The sequence below is a fragment of the Rhizobium sp. BK112 genome, from assembly GCF_014193215.1.
GTDB lineage: Bacteria > Pseudomonadota > Alphaproteobacteria > Rhizobiales > Rhizobiaceae > Rhizobium > Rhizobium anhuiense.
Window position 1 is genome coordinate 102897 of record NZ_JACHYZ010000005.1, and the last position, 20024, is coordinate 122920.

Here is a 20024-nt window from a genome sequence, read left to right on the forward strand (position 1 = left end):
CCGTCAGTTGCCGGCGACCTTGGCCTTGATGTCCTCGTCGATGCGGGCATAGGCGTCGTCGAGCTTCAATTCGCCGGCGATCACCTGGCTGATGCGGGCGACGATGGCGCTGTAATAGGCGTCCGACCACTTCCAGCCCGGCAGTTTCATGGCGGGTGCGGCAGTCTGGCCGGCCGCTTCGACGAAGGCTTTCAGCGCCGCCTGCACATGCGGATTGTCGGTCTTGAAGTCGATCTGGCCGGCGGCAACACCCTTATGCGCCGGGATGAACAGGCTGCGCTCGGCGAATTCCTTCTGCACGTCGGCACTTGCCAGGTAATCCATCACCTTGGCGACGTCCTTCGGGTTCTTGGTGTATTTGACGGCGACGAGACCCGCACCGCCCTGCATGCCGGTGCAGGCGACCGTGCCGCAGGGGCTGCCGGCCATCACCCAGTCGAAACTGTCGCCGATCTTCTGGGCGAAGCCCGGCACCTGCCAGCTGCCGGAATAAAGATAGGCGAGGCCACCATTGATGAAGTCCTCGGCGGCGGAACGGTAGGTGGTGCCGGCAGCACTCACCCAGACATCCTTGTTGACGGTGCCATCCTCGTTCCACTTGACGAAGCGGCTGAGGAAGTCCTTGGCGCCCTGATCGATCGGCGCCGGCTTGCCGTCGGCGGCGATATAGTTGGCGCCGTAGGAAATGTTCGGACCGGAGACGCGGTGGCCGGAGCGGTCGATCGCCATGGCGAAGACCTTCTGGCTGTCTGCGACCTTCTTGGCCGCCGCCGCCCAATCGTCCCAGGTGGCCTTCGGGCCGGGGATCTCGACGCCGGCCTGCTCGAACAGCGTCTTGTTGGCGAAGCCACCGGTCAGTGTCAGCTGCGTCATGAAGCCGGTGATGGCGTTCGAACCGTCCGGACGCATCCAGTCGGCCTGGGCGCCGAAATTGTCCTCCCAGTATTTCGCGTCGGTGAGGTAGGGTCGGAGGTCGAGCCAGTGCTGCGCCGGCGCCTTCAGATTGGTGACCCGGGCAATATCGGGCCCCTGCCCGGCTTCGAGCTGCACCGGCAGCTGTTCCTTGACAACGTCGTAGGAGACCTCGTCGAGGACGACGTTGACGTCGGGGTTGGCTTTCGAGAAGCGGGAGAGCAGGTCCTTGATCACCTCGCCTTCGCCGCCGTCGGAATACCACATGATGCGCACGTCTCCGGCGTGTGCGGCAACGGAACTCAAGAGAACCGCAGCAAAGGCCGCGCCGATCGATTTCATTCTGGTCATTTTCTCCTCCTCTGACCGATGAATTGCTGCGTCCGGCCGGTCCTCCACCTGCCGGACACGTCGTCTACGAGGCCGCGCGCCGAGGCTGCCTGCCCGGTATCTTGAGATGTACCGCTTCTCCTCGTACCGACCAGTCCGCAGGGCGAAGAATACGGCCTTCGGCACGCACGGTGCCGTCCTCTTCGAAGACGACCCGGCCATAATCCGGATCGATAACGATCAATGCGCCCTCGTCGTCGCGGCGAGCCGAGAGCGCGGCGAAACGCGCCTGCATGCCGTCAAGGCCAGCCTCGCGCTCGATATCGGAGAGACGGACGATCCAGCGACCCTTGCGGCCGGGCAGACGCAGCTCGATATCCGTCGTCGGCCCTTGTTTCACCGGCACCAGCGCCGCGTTGCCGATCAGCATCGCAATCCCGTTGCCGGAGCGAGCAACCGCCAGATTGCCGTCGACCCTCGCGTCGTCGAAGGCCTCGAGCGGGAACCAGGCGTGAGTGAAATCCGGCTGACCCTCGTGGATGTCGAAATCGAGGATCGCCAGATCGCGATACTGGTGCACGCGCGGCAGTGTTCCACAACCACCCCAGAAGCTCGGCCGGCCATAGCCGAACTGAATGGTTTCGCCGGGATGGTTGATCCAGATCTGCGCTTCCGGCCGGTGGCCCAAGCGTAAGTGCAGCACCGTCTCCTGATAACCCCAGGCGCCGGGGCGATAATGGGCGATGGTGCCGAGTGCGGTGTCGCGCGTCTTGTAGTGGTAGAGGGCGGCAAAACGATTCTCGCCCTGGGAAAAGGTCCATTCCTGCGCGGCGTCGGCCTGATGCAAAGCGATCGCCGCAAGCCGTTCCGGAAAGTCCAGGCCGTGGTCGCGGATGCAGACGGCAAGCTGCGGCAAAGCGTGGACACGGCGGCCGTACCAGCCACGGCCCCAGAGCAGGCGGGCGATGGCGGACAGCTCGACCGAGCGGCCGGGGCGCAGCGTATGTTCGTAGGAGCGGCCCTGGCTGCCGGTCAGCATGCCGTGATGGCCGAACGGGCGACGATCTCCATCAGGCGGATAATGCTGGCGCTCGCCCGGCTGCGGATCGTCTCATCCGGCGCGCAGGCGGCGAGCGCCGTCAGGCCCTTGAGGTCGATCGGGAAATAGGGAACGGAGTTCCACTCAGCCATTTCCCAGCGCTCGAAATGATCGAGCCAGGCGCGGACACGTTCCTCGCCGACCTGCATCTGCTCGGCGCCGGTGCGGCCGGAACGGACGAAGACGGCATCGGGGAACAGCCTGCCGCCGAGATAGGCGGCGGTATGGAAGAGAAGCGCGTGGTTTTCCGAGAAATACCACTGAACGTCGTTGCCGGGCTCATCCATCCAGTATCGGTAATTGAGGACCGCCTGCTTGATCCTGTCGCGCAGCTCGTATGAGAGCAGATCGCTCCAGCGGGTATAGGCAAAGAGCAGCGGCACCAGCACGAAATCGGCGCAGTCGTGGCAATCCTCGATGACCGGCAGCATGGCCGCGATCATCGCCTCGGTTTCCTCGCCGCCCTGCCCCAGCGCCAGACGCGCAAAAGCACAGACCGTGTCGGGCTCGGAATGGGCGGCGACCTCGGCCAGCGCCTCGGCGACGCGGTCATTGAGGGCGGCGGGTGCCTCGCCCTGCCGCTCGGGATGACAGATTTCGACGCCGAGCGTGCGGCCGAGCGAAAGCTCGCCTGTTGTGAAGGTGATGCGGAAATGGCGGAAATCGGCCGGCATATCAGCCGAGGCGCCGAGCTCCAGCTTGGTCGCTCCTGCTTTCAGCTCCAAATCATAGTCGAAGCGCTCGGTCGACATGAAGTCGCCTTCGATCTCGACATGGCAGGTCAGCGCCACCGGCAGCGGCAAGGGAAAGAGGATCGTCACATCCTCGCCGAGATAGGCCGTGCGGTCGAAACGCATGCCTTCGAGGATCTCCTCCAGCGCATCCGCATCACCGGCGGCGACGGGAACAGGGACCGATGTTTCGACCTCAGGCCCTTCGAGATAATCCAGCTGAAAATAGAACCGGGCGTCGCGCTCGGCGAGATCGTCGAAATAGATGCGGATCTCGTTGAGGCCGGCCGTGAGCTCTATCTCGAAGAGCTGCTGGGCTTCCAGATTGCGCTGGTAAGGTGCCATGAAGCCCTGCTCGCCGTTGACGAAGAGGATCGCGCCGCCGCAGGTCGACAGGCGAAGCGTGGCGGACCCCGCCGACTGTGCATCGAGAAACGTGCGTGCCCAGCAGCCGATGCGCGTCGGGCGAAACCAGAAGCCGGAGAGATCGACTCGCGGAGAGGCAAAGGGAAGCCACCAGCGGACGGCCTCGAATTCGCCAGCCGGCTGCGGCCGCCGGCCGGAGAAGGATGTCTTGAATTCGGTGCGGCAGGGATATTCATGCGGGATGAAGTTCTTCGTCTTGGTGACGAAGAAGAACGGATCCATTCTGCCGTCCATCGGACGGTCGGCGACATCGTAGCGCTCCTGCCACAGCTGGGCGAGCTGCCAGTAGACGATCGGACTGTGCTTGGCAGTTGATCGGCGGAGATAAGATTGCTGCTCGGTGGCCATGTTTCAGTCCGCTCGAGCATTGCCACGCCGGGCAAACCGCCGACGCATGGACTGGCCGTCAAGCCGCATCTTCAAAGCCTCCCTGCTCTGCCGCTTGCCGCGGACTCCTCGCAGGTAATTGTGCATAGGCATTCCATTTGCGCAATCTGAAAGATTTTTGCATGATGGCGAAGGAGCGAGGAGATGACAGGGGAACCGAAAAAAGCCAGGCGTACGCGCCTCGACGACATCGCCGCCAAATGCGGCGTGTCGATCAGCACGGTGTCGCGGGCGCTGGCCGGTGAGAAGGGCGTCAGGCCTGACATTCGCAAGCTGGTGCTGGAAACGGCAAGTGCGGTCAGCTACGCCTTGCCGGCCAGCGTGGCCGGCAAGAAGGTCATGCTCGTCGCCTCCGGTGCGGCAATGATCGACTATGTCCGCAACCAGTTTACGCTCTACGTGCTCGAAGGGTTGAATGCGCGTGCGGCCGCCCTCGGCATCGAGCTTTCGATGCGCCCGATCGCCGACAAGGGGGATGAAGCGCGCGTCGTCGCCGAGATGCGCGATGATCCGAGTTTCGGCGGCATGCTGATCCTGACCGTCGACGAAGAGGACATGCTGGCGGCAGCCGCCGATCTCGGAAAGCCCGTCGTGCTCGTCAACAGCGACGATCCCTATATGCGGCTTTCGAGTGTTACGCCCTGCAACCGCTCGGCCGCCTTCATCGCCGCCGAACGGCTGATCGAGGCCGGGCATGAACGTATTCTCTTCATGCTGCGGCCGGGACGGCGGACGATCGAGCGGCGCCTGGAGGGATGGCGCGATGCCCTGCAGCTTCATGGGCTGAAGGCCGACGCGGATCTGGTGCTCGAAGTCGACGACTGGCTGCCGGACCTCGGCGCCGAGGCGATTACCCGTCTTGTCCGCGAGAAAAGTCTCTCCTTCACCGCCGTCCTGACGGCGGGCGACAGTCTCGCCAACGGCGCCGTGCGCGGCTTGCAGGCGATGGGTTATGCCGTGCCGAAGGACATCTCCGTCATGGGCATCGACGACCTGCCGCAGTCAGCCTTTCTCAATCCACCGCTCTCGACGGTGCATATTCCGATGCGTGAACTCGGCGCCACCGCGCTCGATCTGCTGCGCGACATGATGCTCGGTCTTGCGGCTCCGCGCCGCCGCGTCGAGCTCGCCTGCCATCTCGTGGAAAGGGGCAGTGTTGCGGCGGTCAACCGCGTCCATGTCGCAACGGAGGATCGCTGAACTCACACCACGTTTAAGGATATCAAGCCTCGATGAAGCTCGCCTCGAACAGTTCCCGTGCATAGGCATCATGGGTGACGCCGGCCTGCAGATCGGCTTTGGTGAGCTCGTCGACGAAACAGCCGTTCTTCATGATCAGCACCCGATCGCACATATGGGCGATGACGGCGAGGTCATGGCTGACAAGCAGATAGGTCAGTTCCTTTTCCTCGCGCTGATCGGCAAGCAGGTTGAGGATTTCGGCCTGGATCGAGACGTCGAGCGCCGATGTCGGCTCGTCGAGCAGCAGGATGGGCGGCGACAGGATCAGCGCCCGGGCGATCGCCACGCGTTGCCTCTGGCCGCCGGAAAGCTCATGCGGAAAACGATTGGCGAAGCTCGCCGGCAAGCCGACCTGGACCAGTGCTTTTTCGACCTTCGACCAGATATCGGAATGCCCCATGGCGCGTAGCGGCTCGGCGAGCGCGGTGCCGATGCGATGGCGCGGATGTAGGGATCCGTAAGGGTCCTGAAAGACCATCTGGGCGAATTTCAGCTCCTCGCGGGAGCGCTTTCTTCCGATCGGTTTTCCGCCAAGCTCGATGTGACCGGTCCAACCGGACTCCATCCCGGCGAGGCAGCGCAGCACCGTCGATTTGCCGCATCCGGATTCACCGACAATGCCGAGCGTCTCCCCCTGGCCGACCTGAAAACTGATGCCCCTGACGACATGGTTGCTTGATTTGCCGGAAGTAAAGACGACATCGAGGTCACGCACATTGATCATTGCGCCGTCTCCAGATCGAGTTTCGCCCTGTCGAGAACAGCAAGCCGGCGAACCGGGTTCTTCGGGTCGGGCAGCGCTGCTATCAGCCCGCGGGTATAGGGATGGCGGGCGTCCTCAAGGCTGGTCAGGGTTTCGACGATCCGGCCGGCATACATGACGATGATGCGCTCGCAAAAGGCGGCCACCATGCGAATGTCGTGGCTGATCAGCAGCAGTCCGGAATTGTTCTCGCGCACCAGTTCGTCGAGCAGCAGCAGCACGTCCTTGCGGACGCTGACATCGAGAGCCGAGGTCGGTTCGTCGGCGATGACGAGCTTCGGCCGCGCCAGCAACATCATGGCGATCATCACCCGCTGGCCCATGCCGCCCGATATCTGGTGGGGATAAAGCGCCATCACCCGATCGGGATCGCTGATGCGCACGCGTTCGAGCATGGCGCGGGCGGCCTCAAACGCCTGTTTCTTGTGAAGGCCGAGGTGAAGGCGTGCGGCTTCGGCGATCTGCTTGCCGATCGAGAGCACCGGGTTCAGCGAATAGCGCGGATCCTGCATGATCAGTGCGATATCCTTGCCGCGAAGCGCGCCCATCTGACGCTCGGTCTTTGACAGCAAAGGACTGCCGGCAAGATCCAGGCGTTCGGCAGAGACCACCGCGGCCGGCGGCAGAAGACGCATGATGGCGCGACCCGTCGTCGATTTGCCGGAACCGGATTCGCCGACGATGCCGACACGCTCACGGCCGACGTCGAAACTGACATTGGAAACGGCGGGCACGGCGCCTCGCCCGAAACGGACATTCAGCCCCTTGACGGAAAGAACGGGCTTTTGATCACGATCTTGCATGGCGGGGATCCAGAATGTCGCGCAGAGCATCTCCGGCGATGTTGAAGGCAAGGCTGGTTAGCAGGATGGCGATACCCGGCATGACGGCGACCCACCAATAATCGAGCATGAACTTGCGGCCGCTGGAGATCATCGCACCCCATTCCGGGGCCGGCGGCTGGGCGCCAAGACCGAGGAAGCCGAGTGACGCCGCCGTCAGGATGATGCCCGCCATGTTGAGCGTCAGGCGAACGATGACGGAGGGCACGCACATCGGCGCGATATAGAGGAAAAGAATGCGGATCGGCGAGGCGCCATAAAGGCGGGCGGCAACCACATAGTCGGCGTTTCTGACGACAAGGGCCTCGGCGCGCGCAAGCCTGGCAATCGGCGGCCATGCGGTCAGCGAGATCGCGATGATGGCCGTGGTCAAGCCGGCGCCAAGTGCCGCGGCAAAAGCCAGAGCCAGGATCAGCGACGGGAAAGAGAGAACGATATCGGTGGCGCGCATCAGCAGCGCATCGACGCGTCCGCCGAAGAAACCGGCAACGACGCCGATCAACAGGCCGATCGGCCCGACGATCAAGGAGATGGAAAGCACGGTCTGGATGGTGATGCGCGTGCCGAAGATGAGGCGGCTCAGGATATCGCGACCGAATTCGTCGGTGCCTGCGAGATGCGCAAGGCTCGGCGGCTGCAGGGCATCGCCCAGCGCCTGTATGGCCGGATCATAAGGCGCCAGAAGCGGCGCGAAGATCGCGATGAAGCAGAGAAGACCGAGGATGACGAACCCCGCAAGGCCAAGCGGCTCGTGGGCCAGTTTGCGGCCGGCGCGCGCCAGCGACGCCGCCATGCGGCTCGATACACTTGGAGGGCGGATCTGAATCTCGCTGCGGATAACGTCGCTCATCGGGCCGCCTCCCTCATACGGGGATCAAACACGGCATAAGCGACGTCGGCGAAGAAGTTCAACAGCATGAAAATGAATCCAACGATAATGGTGCCGGCGACGACGGCGTTCATGTCGCCGATCATCAGCGCGTTCGTCATGTACTGGCCAATGCCGGGCCAGGAGAAGACGATCTCGGTGACAACAGCGCCTTCGAGCAGCCCACCATAGGAAATGGCCAGGATGGTGATCAGCTGCACGGCAATGTTCGGCAGGACGTGATGCCAGATCGTGCCCAAGGGGCTCACACCCTTGGCACGGGCGGCGATGACATAATCCTGGCTCAACTGTTCCAGGGTGAAGCTGCGTGTCATGCGGGTGATGTAGGCCATGGCCGCATAGGCAAGGATGATGGCGGGAAGAATGATATGGCCGAGTGCATTCCAGAAGATTTCCGTCTCGCCCTGCAGCAGGCTGTCGACCAGCAACAGCCCGGTTTGTGGCGTCACGAGGCCTTCGTAGAAGACATCGATCCTGCCCGGCCCGCCGACCCAATTGAGGCCCGCATAGAAGATGACGAGCCCGACGATGCCGAACCAGAAGACCGGGATCGAATGACCGACGAGCGCAAGCACGCGGGCCGTCTTGTCGATGAAGCTGTCGCGAAACAGTGCGGCGACCAGTCCGAGCGGGACGCCGACGAAAGTGGAGATGATTACCGCCAGCGTCGCCAGTTCGAATGTCGCCGGAAACGCCTGGGCCAGGTCCGAAGAGACGGGATTGCCGGTGAGGACGGCGGTGCCGAAATCACCATGCGCCAACCCGTTCAGATAGATGAAAAACTGCTGGTAGATCGGCAGATCGAGACCGAGACGCGCCCGCATCGCCGCATAAGCGGCGGGATCGGCGAGCTCGCCGACGATCGCGCCGACCGGATCGGTGGGCAGGATGCGGCCGATCACGAAGGTCACACATAAGAGGATGAACAGGCTGACCAGCAAATGCGCCAGGCGTCGGCCAAATTCGGCTACGGAGAGTTCCTTCATGATCGGCTGCCTCGGGAGTATTACTGGGTTTCAGACTTCGTGACGTTCTCGAGACGCGTCAGCTGGGTCGGATGCCCGATATATCCCTGGACCTTGCTCGACAGGACGATCGGCTCGAAGCGCTCGAACATCGGCAGCACGGCCGGCTTCTGTTCGACGAACATCTTCTGCATCTGCACGTAGAGTTCGCCGCGCTTCTTCGGGTCCGGCTCCATCGATGCCTTGGCGGTCAGGGCCGTCAGTTCGGGAATGTCCCAGGCCGAACGCCAGACGAAGTTGCCGGCATTGTTGGCTTCCTTCGAGTTGTCGGGATTGGACGAGAACTGCTCCATCGAGCCGAGCACGTTCGGCATATAGGCGCTCGTCTGCGGGATCAGCAGATCGAAATCCCGGGCGCGGTGGGCGGCGATGATTTCCGAGCCGTTGCCCTGCTGGATATCGATCTTGATGCCGACCTGGGCAAGCGATGCCTGGATGGCCGTGGCAAGATCGATGCGCGGCGTCTGCGCGATCGTCTTCAGCGTCAGCGAGAATCCGTCCTTGAACCCCGCTTCGGCCAACAGTTGCTTGGACTTTTCGACGTCGAGATGCCAATCGGGATTGGCGATCGCATATTCGAAATTCTCCGGAACGGGAACGTTTCTCGCCCGCCCGTAAGGACCCATGATCGTCTTCTCGATGCCCTTATAGTCGATGCCGTAGGCAATGGCCTCGCGGACCTTGGGGTTGGAAAGGTATTGGTTGCCGGCATTCATCGACAGCACGTAGAATCCGCCTGTCGGAATCCGCTGGATCGTAAAGCCCTGCTTGTCCTTGAAGGTCGCGAGATCGGATGCGGTCAGCGCGCTGGCGATATCGATATCGCCGCGTTCGAGCATCAGCCGTTCGACCTGGCTTTCCGGAACATGCCGAACGATGACGCGCTTCATCTTCGGCGCGCCGGCCACATAATCCTTGTTGGCGTCGAGAATAACAAGTTCGTTCGGAGACCAGCGATTGAGCGTGAACGGACCGGAGCCGGCCGAATGCGTGCGCATCCAGGCATTTCCCCAGTCATTGTCGGCGACATGCTTCTGCACTTCGATGCTATCGACGACGCTGGTGGTCGAGGTCGTGAGCCGGTAGAGCAGCATCTCGGACGTCACCTGGCCTGAAAAATCGACGCGGACCGTCTTGTCGTCGACTGCCGTGACGAGCTTGTCGATATTGTCCTTGTCGTAGCCGATGCGCTTGAGGTTGGCGGCGGCTGCCTGGTCGAGCTTCAAGAGCCGTCCCAGCGAATAGACGACATCTTTTGACGTTACCGGATTGCCGGTGGCGAAATTGGCCTGGCGCAGCGTGAAGGTGATGCCCTTGTCGTCGACCTTCCAGCTCTCGGCCAGCTGCGGCACGATCTTGCCATCCGGCGTGCTGTTGACCAGCCGGTCGTAGAGATTCGACATGATCTCGACCGCTTTTCCCTCGGTCGCCTGATGCGGGTCGAGGGACAGAACCTGCGCCAGCGATGTCCCGATCACCAGCTGGTCCTTCGGCGTGGCGGCGTATAGCTGCGGTGCTGATATCGTCAGGGCGCCGATCACGGCGCCGACGAACAAGCCCTTAGAAAAATGCTTCATTGTCAGTCCTCCCTAGACTACTATAAGAGACATATTATGTCGCCCGTATGTCGTATTATGATTTATCGAAGTCTGATATGATTTGCAAGACCCGAGCGGGAGACTTGATGCAGAGGGATTGGGGAACGGACTATGACAACACTCGGCCGTGGTCGGCAAAGACTGGCGCAGCAGGTCATCGATCAACTGCGGACACAGATCGAGACGGGGAAGCTGCGGGTCGGCGACCAGCTGCCGACCGAGCCGCAGCTCGAATCGACATTCGGCGTCAGCCGCACCGTGGTGCGCGAGGCGATTGCCGATCTGAGGGCAGCAGGCTTCGTCAAGCCGATCCAGGGCAAAGGCGTCTTTGTCGCGGATCCGAAGACGCATTCGGTCCTGTCACTGACGCCGGTGGAAATCAAAAGCATCCCGGAAACCCTGGAATTGCTGGAGTTTCGCATGGCCGCCGAAGGTGAAGCGGCCGCAATCGCCGCCTATCGCCGCACAGCCGAGCAGGAGGCGGCGATCCGCGATGCCAACCGCAAAATGGCGCAACTCATCGAAACCGGACAGCAGACCGTGGAGGCGGATTACGCCTTCCACATGGCGATTGCGGCTGCCACCAACAACCGATTCTATGTCGACGTGCTGCGCCATTTCGGCGCCCGGGCCATCCCTCGCGGACAGTTTCCGACGCTGCCCGAGGCCAATGACCGCGACTATCTCCAAAAGGTTTATGCCGAACATGTCGAAATCCTGTCGGCCATCGCCGATCAGGATCCGGAACGCGCCCGCCAGGCGATGCGCGCGCATCTGATGGCCAGCCAACGCCGCTACCGCATGCTCGCCGAACAGCAATAGGGCTCGACACTCTCCGAAATTCATATTATGTCATATGACATTGTGCAATTTCGAGAGAGACTCAAATGTATCTGGGAACACAGGTGGCCGCGCGGGATGACGACGATTATCGCATCTTCGCGCAACTGGGCGTGAAGCATATCAGTGCCGACCCGCCGGGAAAGCCGAGCAGCTGGACACTCTCCGACATCGAGCGGCATCGCGACAAGGTCGAGAGCTTCGGCCTGATCCTCGACATGATCCAGTTGCCCCTGCCCTCGCAGCCGATCGAGAAGGCGTCCTATCCCGATATCCTGCTCGCCGGACCTGATCGCGACCGGCAGATCGACGCCGTCTGCAAGATGATCGAGAATGTCGCGGCGGCCGGCATTCCCGCCGTCAAATATAATCTCAACCTGATCGGCATTCCGCGCACGCAGGACGAACCGGGACGCGGCGGCTCGCTGAACGCCAGCTTCCGCTGGGAGAAGACGGACCAGCAGGCCGCGCCCGGCCTTGCCGGCGTTCTCTCCGAAGACGAAAACTGGGAGCGGATAGACTATTTCCTCGAACGCGTCGTTCCGGTGGCCGAAAGCAATCGCGTCAGGCTCGCCTGCCATCCGCACGATCCCTATACGCCGCCGGGCTACCGCGGCGTCACGCGGGTGCTGGGTACGGTGGAAGGCCTGAAGAAATTCGTGCTGATGCGGGAAAACCCGTATCACGGCCTCAATTTCTGCCAGGGCTCAGTCGGCGAGATGCTCGAAAATCCGGGCGAAGAAATCGACGACATCATTCGCTGGTTCGGCCAACGCGGCAAGATCTTCAATGTTCACTTCCGCAACATTCGCGGCGGCAAGCTTTCGTTCATGGAGACCTTCCCGGACGAGGGCGACATGGACATGGTCCGCTCGGTCAGGATCTACAAGGAAGTCGGCTTCAAATACATGCTGATGCCGGACCATGTGCCGACCGTCAGCGGCAAGGACCCCTCCGCCACCGCCTTTGCCTTCTGCTACGGCTATATCGCGGCACTTCTGCAAGCGCTCGAAAGCGCCTGACAATTTTTAACAGGTCAAGAATAGGAATTCATGATGAACCCGATTGAATTGAAGAAGGCCGTCGGCAGTGGTCTCCTCTCGTTTCCGGTGACGCATTTCGACGATCAACTCAAATTCGACGAAGCCAAGTACCGCCGTCATGTCGAGTGGCTTGCAGGATATGACGCGGCCGCGCTGTTTGCCGCCGGCGGCACCGGTGAGTTCTTCTCCCTCAATCCCGCCGAGATTCCACAGGTCGTCCGGGCCGCCAAGGCGTCGGCGGGCAAGACGCCGATCATCTCGGGAACCGGCTACGGCACGTCGCTGGCGATCGAGATCGCAAAGGCGGCCGAGAAGGCCGGCGCGGACGGATTGCTGCTGTTGCCGCCCTATCTGATGTTTGCCGAACAGGCCGGGTTGATTGCCCACGTCAAGGCGGTCTGCCAGTCGGTCGGCATCGGCGTCATCGTCTATAACCGCGACAACGCCATTCTTTCGGCCGAAAGCATTTCGCGCCTGGCGGAGGAATGCCCGAACCTGATCGGCTTCAAGGACGGCGTCGGCGATGTCGACAAGGTCATCGAGATCACCACCCTGCTCGGCGACCGTCTCGTCTATGTCGGCGGCATGCCGACCCACGAGGTCTATGCCCAAGCCTATTTTGCCGCCGGCGTGACGACCTATTCGTCCGCCGTCTTCAACTTCGTGCCTGCACTGGCCCAACGCTTTTACGGCGCCTTGCGCACCGGCGATCAGGCGACCGTCGACGAGATCCTGAAGAGCTTCTTCTTCCCCTTCGTCGCCTTGCGCAACCGCAAGAAGGGATATGCCGTCTCGATCATCAAGGCCGGCCTCCGGGTGCTCGGTCAGAATCCGGGGCCTGTGCGCCCGCCTCTGACGGATCTCACCCCGGACGAGCTCGCGCTGCTGGAGAAGATCGTCCAGGCCAACGGCGTCGAACGGATTGCGGCGGAATAATATATCGCGGCAGCAGGCGGCCGACGTCACGGCCGTCCGCACTCCGGCGGATCGCCATCCGCCGGAGTGCGCACCGATCATCCAACAATCAGCGCAAATTGAACATGCAAGGGGCTGCTATCGGCGATCTCCTGGGCCGAGGATTCGCTACAGCGCCACACCAGTGCCGCGATCGAAGACATGCACCTGATCGCTTGTAATACTCGCCTCGAAGACGGCGCCGTAACGGGCGGGATATTCGCCGTCGACGATGGCGGTCACCTGCTGGCCGGCGAGGTCGAAGACGACATGGGTCTGGGCGCCGGTGGGTTCCACCAGCATCGTGCGGCCGGCGAGCGGCGTGCCGGCTGATGTGCCGGGAACGAGATGTTCGGGGCGCAGGCCGATGGTGATGGCCTGGCCGGGCCTGACCTTGCGGTCGGGGGCGATGCGGATTGCCGTGCCGTCCTCGAGGCGGGCGGCGGGTTCACCGTTTTCGCCGTCGACCGTGCCGTCCAGCATGTTCATCGCCGGCGATCCGATGAAGGCGGCGACGAAGAGATTGGCGGGCTTCCTGTAAAGTTCGAGCGGCGTGCCCTGCTGCTCCACCCTGCCCTGATTGAGCACGACGATGCGGTCGGCCAGCGTCATCGCTTCGATCTGGTCGTGGGTGACGTAGATAGAGGTCGTCCTGACCTTCTGGTGCAGCGTCTTGATTTCCGAGCGCATCTGCACGCGCAGCTTGGCATCGAGGTTGGAGAGCGGCTCGTCGAACAGGAAGACGGCGGGATTGCGCACGACGGCGCGGCCCATGGCGACACGCTGACGCTGGCCGCCGGAAAGCTGGGCCGGCTTGCGCTCGAGGAGCTCGGCGAGATCCAGCATGCGGGCGGCCTCCGCCACCCGGGCCTCGATCTGGGGTTTGGCAACGCCGGCGAGCTTCAGATTGAAGCCCATGTTTTCAGCCACGGTCATGTGCGGATAGAGTGCATAGGACTGGAAGACCATGGCGATGTTGCGTTCGCGCGGCGTCATGGCGTTGACGACCTTGCCGCCGATCGCGATCTCGCCATCGGTGATCTCCTCGAGGCCGGCGATCATCCGAAGCAGTGTCGATTTCCCGCAACCGGACGGCCCGACAAGGGCGACGAATTCCCCATCCTCGATATGAAGCGAAATGCCGTGGATGACGTCGACGGCGCCATAGGTCTTGCTGATATCGGTGAGTTGAACGGATGCCATGATTGCAGCTCCAATGGTTTGGGCAATGGTTCGGCTCAGGACTTGACGGCGCCGGCGGTCAAACCGGCGATGATGTGTCTCTGGGCGACGAAAAAGACGATGATGGTGGGAAGGATGGTCAGCGTGATGAAGGCCAGGACGAGCTGCCATTCCGTGCCATATTCGCCGCGATAGACCATGATGCCGAGCGGCCAGGGATATTTCGATTCAGAGTTCAGCATGATCAGCGGCAGGATGTAGCTGTTCCAGCTGCCGACGAAGGAAATGATGCTGACGGTGGCGACGATCGGCCGGGAAAGCGGCAGCGAGATATGCCAGAAGAAGCGGAGATAGCCGCAACCGTCGACGAAGGCCGCCTGAAACAATTCTTCCGGAAGGTTGCGGAAATAGTTTCGAAACAGCAGGATGCTCATGCCAAGGCCGAAGGCCACCTGCGGCAGCACCACGCCCCAATAGGTATCGAGCAGGCCGAGATCGCGGATGCGGATGAAGAGCGGCAGGATCGCGGTCGCCGCCGGAAACATCAGGCCGAGCAGGAAATAATTGAGCAGGAACGACGATCCGAAAAACCGGACATGGGCAAAGGCGAAAGCCGCCATCGACGAGACGATCAGCGTCAGGAGGACGGTGAGCGACGCGATCACCAGCGAATTGCCGATCTGCAGCCAGTAGCGCTCACCGAAAAGAATATCGGTATAGTTCGCCCATTGCCACTCCGTCGGCAGGCCGAAGGGATTGGTGCGCAGGTCACCCAGCGTCTTGAAGCCGCCGAGTGCGGTCGTCAGCAGCGGCACCAGCACGATTGCGGCAATCAGGCTCAGCGACACGTAGAGATAGACGCGCGTGGACGTGCTCATGCGGATGGAAGAGCTCATATCAGTCATGGCGCATGAAAATCCTTTTGTAACCGAAGGCGAGCGTCACGCAGATGACGAAGAGCACGACACCGACGGCGCTGCCGAGGCCGACCTGCATGCGCATGACGCCATAGGTGTAGAGGAAGGTGACCATCGTCTGGGTGGAGTTGGACGGCCCGCCGCCGGTCAGCGGCATGATCATGTCGAAGAGCTGCAGCGAGCCGACGACGGCAAAGAAGATCGAAAGACGCAAGGTCGAGCCGAGCAGCGGCAGCGTGACGTAACGGAACTTCTGCCAGCCGGTGGCGCCGTCGATTTCGGCGGCTTCCAGCACGCTTTTGTCGACCGATTGCAGGCCGGCGATGAACAGCATCATGTGGAAGCCGAAATATTTCCAGACGATGACCCCAAGCACGGCATAGATCGCCACATCCTTGTCGGCGAGCACATAGGGGTTGGCGAAGCCGAAAAAGTTGGAAACGGCGGCAAACAGGCCGTAATCGCCATCATAGACGAAGCGCCAGATAAGACCCGCGGCAACGTCTGCCAGCACGTAGGGCAGGAAGAAGATCAGGCGGTAGCCGACGACGCCCGGAATGCGGTGCGCCAGCATGGTCGCCAGCCAGATGGCGAGCGGCACCTGGATGCAGATCGAGATGACGATGATCAGGCCGTTATTGACCAACGCCTGGGTGAAAGCCGCATTTCGAAACAGAACCTGGAAATTGCGCAGCGCGATGAACTCGGTCGGCGTGCCGTAACCATTCCACTTGTAGAGGCTGTACCAGGCCGCCTCGCCCATCGGCATGATGACGAAGAGGGTGAAAAGCAGCAGCGCCGGCGGCAAAAAGATCAAAAGCACCGTCAGCCGGTCATGGGCGACCGAACTCCTGCTGTTTGCGGCTTTTCTTGCCGGCCTTGCGGCCGTCGTTATCGATGGGACTGAGATATTGGCCATGGTTCCTGCTTTCGCATCTCGTCGGCAGCAATCCCGGCGCCCGCTTTCAACAGGAGCGCCGGGAGGATCTGCAGGCGCTGGTTATTGTTCCAGTTCGAAAGCGTCCTGGATCATCTGGGCGCCGTCCTTGGAATTCATCTGACCGGAGACGATTTCCACCGACACGTCGTTGACAACACGGCCAACGGCCGCGCCGAGATCCTGGTCGAAATAGTTCTGATGCCAGGTCGAGCCGGCAAGCTGTTTTGCCGATTCGGCAAGCAGCGGGTTGGTGACGCCGTCACCGGCGCCGACTGCAACGGGCAGTAACATGCCTGATTTGGCCATCGCCCGCTCGTTGTCCGCACTCGTCAGGAAAGCGAGGAAATCGATCGCTTCCTTGGAGGCCTTCTTGGTGACGGCCCAGCCGTTCAGACCGCCGAGCGTATCGGTCGGCTTACCGGCGCCGCCATCGACCGCCGGGAAGGCGAAACGGCCGATATTGTCGGGTGCGAGGCCCTTGCCGTCGCCGGCGTTCTTGCGCTGATTGGCCTCGGTATTTTCAAAGCCGAGGATGATCGCAGCCTTGCCGTCACCGAAAACGCCGAGCGCCTGCGGCCAGGTCGAGCCGAGATAGCCGGGCTGGAAGGGTTCGAGCTTTCCGAGTTCGGCAAGATCGTCGCCGGCCTTGATGATCGCCGGATCGAGGAAACCTTCGCCCTGCCCCGTCTTTGCCGCTTCGAAGACCTTCTGGCCGCCTTCGCGCATGACGAGATAGCTCCAGTAGAAGTGGATCGGCCACTTCTCACCGCCGCCGCCGGCAATCGGCACGATGCCCGCCGCCTTGATCTTCTTCACCGTGTCCAGAAAATCAGCCCAGTTCTTGATGTCCTCGGCCTTCACCCCGGCCTTGGCGAACAGTTCCTTGTTGTAGAAAAAGCTGACCAGGCCGACCTTGTAGGGAATGGCCCAGGTCTTGCCGTCGAATGTCAGGCCGCTGACCGAAGCCGGGCTATAAGCGCTGCGCAGCTTGCCGCCATCGGCATCGAGTGCCGCTGTCACATCCTGGAGCGCGCCGGTCTCGGATTGCTGCTTCAGGACGCCGCCGCCCCAGCTGAAAAAGAAATCCGGCACGTCGTCGGACTGCAGCAAGGTCGGCAGCTTGGCCTTGAAGGCCTCGTTTTCGAGAAACTGCATCTGGATGTCGACGTCGGGATGCTGGGCTTCGTATTTCTTGACGATGTCTTCCCAGGCCGCGACGTATTTGGGGTCGAGCTCGAGATGCAGCCACTTGACCACCGTCGTCGCCGAGGCCGCACCTGCCCCGGCCAGCAACATGCCGGCTGCCGCGGCCATGGATGCGATGCGTCTGCCGCCGAGACCGGCGCTCTTCAACATAAAATTCATGATTTTCCTCCCAGGGGCCCTGTCCTCACAATTTTTCCCCTATGCGGATTAATTCAACGGAGCTTTGACGCAATGTCAACCCAATGCCTCTATTTTTATCAAATGCGCTTGACAGAGCCGCCGAATTGCCCGCTATTTATTTCGTAACCCGTTAAAAATATTTGGGTTCCGACCCAACGAAACGATCGCCTGGCTAGACCCGATGAAGACCGCAGATCCAGAATTAATGCGCGCGATCAATCGCTTGAACGTGCTCGATACCGTCCGGCGCCATGGTCCGATCTCGCGTATCGAGATCAGCGAGCGCACCGAACTCTCCACCACGACCGTTTCCGCCATTACCGCCTCGCTGCTCGACGACGGGCTGATCCTGCCGCGTCATGAAGGCGATATCCGCAACGAGGCGGTGCGTGGGCGCCCGCGGGTGATGCTGGAACTCAATCCCGATGCAGCCCGCGTGGTGGGCGCCAAGATCGCCGCCAACCGGATGGTCTTCGTCGTCACCAATTTCCGCGGCGATGTGCTGTCGAAGCTCGCTCTGCCGATCCGCATCGACCGGCAGCCGATCGGCGTCATCGCCGATCTGGTCGAGGATGGAGTGAGGCGCTGCGTCGTCGATGCCGGGCTGTCGCTGGAGGATGTTGACAGCGTCTGCCTCGGCTTTCCCGGCGTCATCGAGCACCGCACCGGCTACATCAGAAGCAGCCCGATCTTTCGCGACACCAATGTCGATTTCGCCGCCGAGATGTCGGCGCGGCTTTCGACGCCGACCATTGTCGAAAGTGACGCCCATGCCATCACGCTTGGCCATCACTGGTTCGGCAAGGCGCGCGATCTCGAGGATATGGTGCTGATTTCGCTGGAACAGACGCTGGGGCTCGGCGTGTTGCACGGCAACAGCCTGTTTCGCGGCGCCGGCGGTCTCAGCCACAATCTCGGCGACCTCGTGCTCGGCATGGGGCCGAATGGCGTCGTGCGGCTTTTCAGCCAGGCCGGCGAAAGTGCCATCCTCGGCGAACAGCAGGCCGACGGGCGTTTTGCCGAAGCGATCCGCCTCGGTCGCGGCATGAACCATGCCCAGGCCCTGATCAAGGCCGATGACGACCGGCTGATCAGCGCCGCCATCCGCGCCGGCGAAGCGGTCGGATTGACCATCGCCAATATCGTCACGCTGTTTGCGCCGCCGCGGGTCATTCTTGTGGGATCGAGCCTGGCGCTCGGCGAACCCTTCCTCAACAGCCTGCGCGATGCCTATGCGCTCGCCATTCCGCCGTCGCTGCGCGGCGTGAGCGAACTCGTCTTCGACGATTCGAGCGATGATTTCTGGGCGCAGGGTGCGGCTGCGGTGGCGCTCTACGAACTCTACGAATCGCCCTGGAACACGACAGGGCCGGCGCTCTGACGGGCGGCACAATCAAGATTGAATGGAGGAATTCATGGACAAAGTCGGTATCGGCATCATCGGATGCGGCAATATTTCGGGCGCCTATCTCACGGCGATGGCGTCCTTCCCCATCCTGGATATTCGCGGCGTCGCCGATCTCAACCGGGAGTTGGCGGAAGCAAAAGCTGCGGAATTCGACGTTCCCGTCAAATCGGTCGAGGAGCTTTTCGCCGATCCCAAGGTCGAGATCATCGTCAACCTGACGATCCCGAAGGCCCATGTTGCGGTGGCGTTGCAGGCGCTCGAGGCCGGCAAGCACACCTATTCGGAAAAGCCGCTCGGGATTAATTTCGCGGAAGGGAAAAAATTGGCGGAGGCCGCCAAGGCCAGGAATCTGCGCATCGGCGCTGCTCCCGACACCTTCCTCGGCGGCGGCCACCAGACGGCCCGCGCCTTGATCGACCAGGGCGTCATCGGCCAGCCGGTCGGCGGCTCGGCCACCTTCATGTGCCCGGGCCATGAGCGCTGGCATCCGAACCCGGCCTTCTTTTACGAAGTCGGCGGCGGGCCGATGCTCGACATGGGCCCCTATTACATCACCGATCTCGTCAATCTTCTCGGACCTGTTGCGCAGGTTGCAGGCTTTGCGACGACGCCGCGATCGGAACGGCTGATATCAAGCGAACCGCGCAATGGCGAGCGCATTCCCGTGCATGTGCCGACCCATGTTGCCGGCATGATGGCTTTTGCCAACGGCGCCGTCGTCCAGATCGCCATGAGCTTCGATGTCGCCGGCCACAAGCATGTGCCGCTCGAAATCTACGGAACCGAGGGCACGCTTCTTGTGCCCGATCCGAACAAGTTCGCCGGCCCGGTGGAATATCTGAAGAAGGGTGGTTCGTTCGAGGACCAGCCGGTCACAGCGCCTTATGCCGACGGCAATTATCGCTCGCTCGGCGTCGCCGACATGGCGCATGCGATCCGCTCCAACCGGCCGCATCGGGCCAATGGCGATCTGGCGCTGCATGTGCTCGAAGTCATGGAAGCGTTCCATACCGCAGCCGCGACCGGCCGGACAGTGGCGATCACCACGGCAACGGAGCGCCCTGCCCCCTTGTCCGATTCCATCGTCGACGGACGACTGGCGAAATAAGA

At 62.0% G+C, this 20024-nt stretch carries 16 protein-coding genes and 1 pseudogene; 6 read left to right on the forward strand and 11 right to left on the reverse strand.

What is annotated here, in order from left to right; all coding sequences use genetic code 11:
* Positions 1-3: 3 nt before the first annotated feature.
* Together FHT75_RS15865 and FHT75_RS15870 are read right to left on the reverse strand one after the other, a co-directional pair.
* On the reverse strand, positions 4-1263 hold the full coding sequence (locus FHT75_RS15865; protein ID WP_063475553.1) for an ABC transporter substrate-binding protein: 1260 nt from the start codon (positions 1261-1263) through the stop codon (positions 4-6).
* Between the two features lie 64 nt (positions 1264-1327).
* A pseudogene (locus FHT75_RS15870) lies at positions 1328-3846 on the reverse strand (hypothetical protein).
* Positions 3847-4029: 183 nt separating this feature from the next.
* On the opposite strand from FHT75_RS15870, the gene FHT75_RS15875 reads away from it, so the two are divergent.
* A complete protein-coding gene (locus FHT75_RS15875) occupies positions 4030-5085 on the forward strand; it encodes a LacI family DNA-binding transcriptional regulator (RefSeq protein WP_063475551.1) in 1056 nt (351 codons plus the stop codon).
* A 22-nt stretch (positions 5086-5107) separates the two neighbouring features.
* On the opposite strand, the gene FHT75_RS15880 is transcribed toward FHT75_RS15875, so the two are convergent.
* Genes FHT75_RS15880 through FHT75_RS15900 form a run of 5 tightly spaced genes read right to left on the reverse strand, consistent with a single transcriptional unit; the run spans position 5108 to position 10223 of the window.
* Complete coding sequence (locus tag FHT75_RS15880) at positions 5108-5851, reverse strand: ABC transporter ATP-binding protein (RefSeq protein WP_047615069.1); 744 nt, start codon at positions 5849-5851, stop codon at positions 5108-5110.
* On the reverse strand, positions 5848-6693 hold the full coding sequence (locus FHT75_RS15885; protein WP_028758116.1) for an ABC transporter ATP-binding protein: 846 nt from the start codon (positions 6691-6693) through the stop codon (positions 5848-5850). The genes FHT75_RS15880 and FHT75_RS15885 overlap by 4 nt, the downstream gene beginning before the upstream one ends.
* Positions 6680-7582 (reverse strand): ABC transporter permease, encoded by a 903-nt coding sequence (locus FHT75_RS15890; protein ID WP_028758115.1) that lies wholly within the window; start codon positions 7580-7582, stop codon positions 6680-6682. The genes FHT75_RS15885 and FHT75_RS15890 overlap by 14 nt, the downstream gene beginning before the upstream one ends.
* A complete protein-coding gene (locus FHT75_RS15895; RefSeq protein ID WP_063475550.1) occupies positions 7579-8607 on the reverse strand; it encodes an ABC transporter permease in 1029 nt (342 codons plus the stop codon). Before FHT75_RS15895 ends, FHT75_RS15890 begins: the two co-directional genes overlap by 4 nt.
* Before the next feature lie 20 nt (positions 8608-8627).
* Positions 8628-10223 carry an ABC transporter substrate-binding protein gene (locus FHT75_RS15900; protein WP_063475549.1) on the reverse strand — a complete coding sequence of 532 codons (1596 nt, stop codon included), beginning with the start codon at positions 10221-10223 and terminating at the stop codon, positions 8628-8630.
* A gap of 132 nt (positions 10224-10355) precedes the next feature.
* Here FHT75_RS15900 and FHT75_RS15905 point away from each other — a divergent pair, with 132 nt between their 5' ends.
* From FHT75_RS15905 to kdgD, 3 genes are all read left to right on the forward strand, one after another.
* Positions 10356-11066, forward strand: coding sequence for a FadR/GntR family transcriptional regulator (locus tag FHT75_RS15905; RefSeq protein WP_028758112.1), 711 nt, complete (start codon positions 10356-10358; stop codon positions 11064-11066).
* Positions 11067-11131: 65 nt separating this feature from the next.
* Positions 11132-12106, forward strand: coding sequence for a mannonate dehydratase (locus FHT75_RS15910; RefSeq protein WP_063475548.1), 975 nt, complete (start codon positions 11132-11134; stop codon positions 12104-12106).
* Positions 12107-12136: 30 nt separating this feature from the next.
* Positions 12137-13063, forward strand: a complete 927-nt coding sequence (gene kdgD / locus FHT75_RS15915) for a 5-dehydro-4-deoxyglucarate dehydratase (protein WP_028758110.1) — start codon at positions 12137-12139, stop codon at positions 13061-13063.
* A 147-nt stretch (positions 13064-13210) separates the two neighbouring features.
* Here kdgD and FHT75_RS15920 read toward each other — a convergent pair whose 3' ends face one another.
* The 4 genes from FHT75_RS15920 to FHT75_RS15935 form a co-directional block, all read right to left on the reverse strand.
* On the reverse strand, positions 13211-14434 hold the full coding sequence (locus FHT75_RS15920; protein WP_409527368.1) for an ABC transporter ATP-binding protein: 1224 nt from the start codon (positions 14432-14434) through the stop codon (positions 13211-13213).
* On the reverse strand, positions 14320-15168 hold the full coding sequence (locus tag FHT75_RS15925) for a carbohydrate ABC transporter permease (protein ID WP_003539503.1): 849 nt from the start codon (positions 15166-15168) through the stop codon (positions 14320-14322). The genes FHT75_RS15920 and FHT75_RS15925 overlap by 115 nt, the downstream gene beginning before the upstream one ends.
* Positions 15161-16099 carry a carbohydrate ABC transporter permease gene (locus FHT75_RS15930; protein ID WP_047615059.1) on the reverse strand — a complete coding sequence of 313 codons (939 nt, stop codon included), beginning with the start codon at positions 16097-16099 and terminating at the stop codon, positions 15161-15163. Before FHT75_RS15930 ends, FHT75_RS15925 begins: the two co-directional genes overlap by 8 nt.
* 81 nt (positions 16100-16180) lie before the next feature.
* Positions 16181-17485: an ABC transporter substrate-binding protein gene (locus FHT75_RS15935; RefSeq protein WP_183845046.1), complete on the reverse strand. Its 1305-nt coding sequence runs from the start codon at positions 17483-17485 to the stop codon at positions 16181-16183.
* Between the two features lie 202 nt (positions 17486-17687).
* Between FHT75_RS15935 and FHT75_RS15940 the strand changes: the two genes are divergently transcribed.
* Positions 17688-18887 (forward strand): ROK family transcriptional regulator, encoded by a 1200-nt coding sequence (locus FHT75_RS15940; protein WP_028758105.1) that lies wholly within the window; start codon positions 17688-17690, stop codon positions 18885-18887.
* Positions 18888-18921: 34 nt separating this feature from the next.
* Positions 18922-20022 (forward strand): Gfo/Idh/MocA family protein, encoded by a 1101-nt coding sequence (locus FHT75_RS15945; RefSeq protein WP_063475545.1) that lies wholly within the window; start codon positions 18922-18924, stop codon positions 20020-20022.
* Positions 20023-20024: the final 2 nt, after the last annotated feature.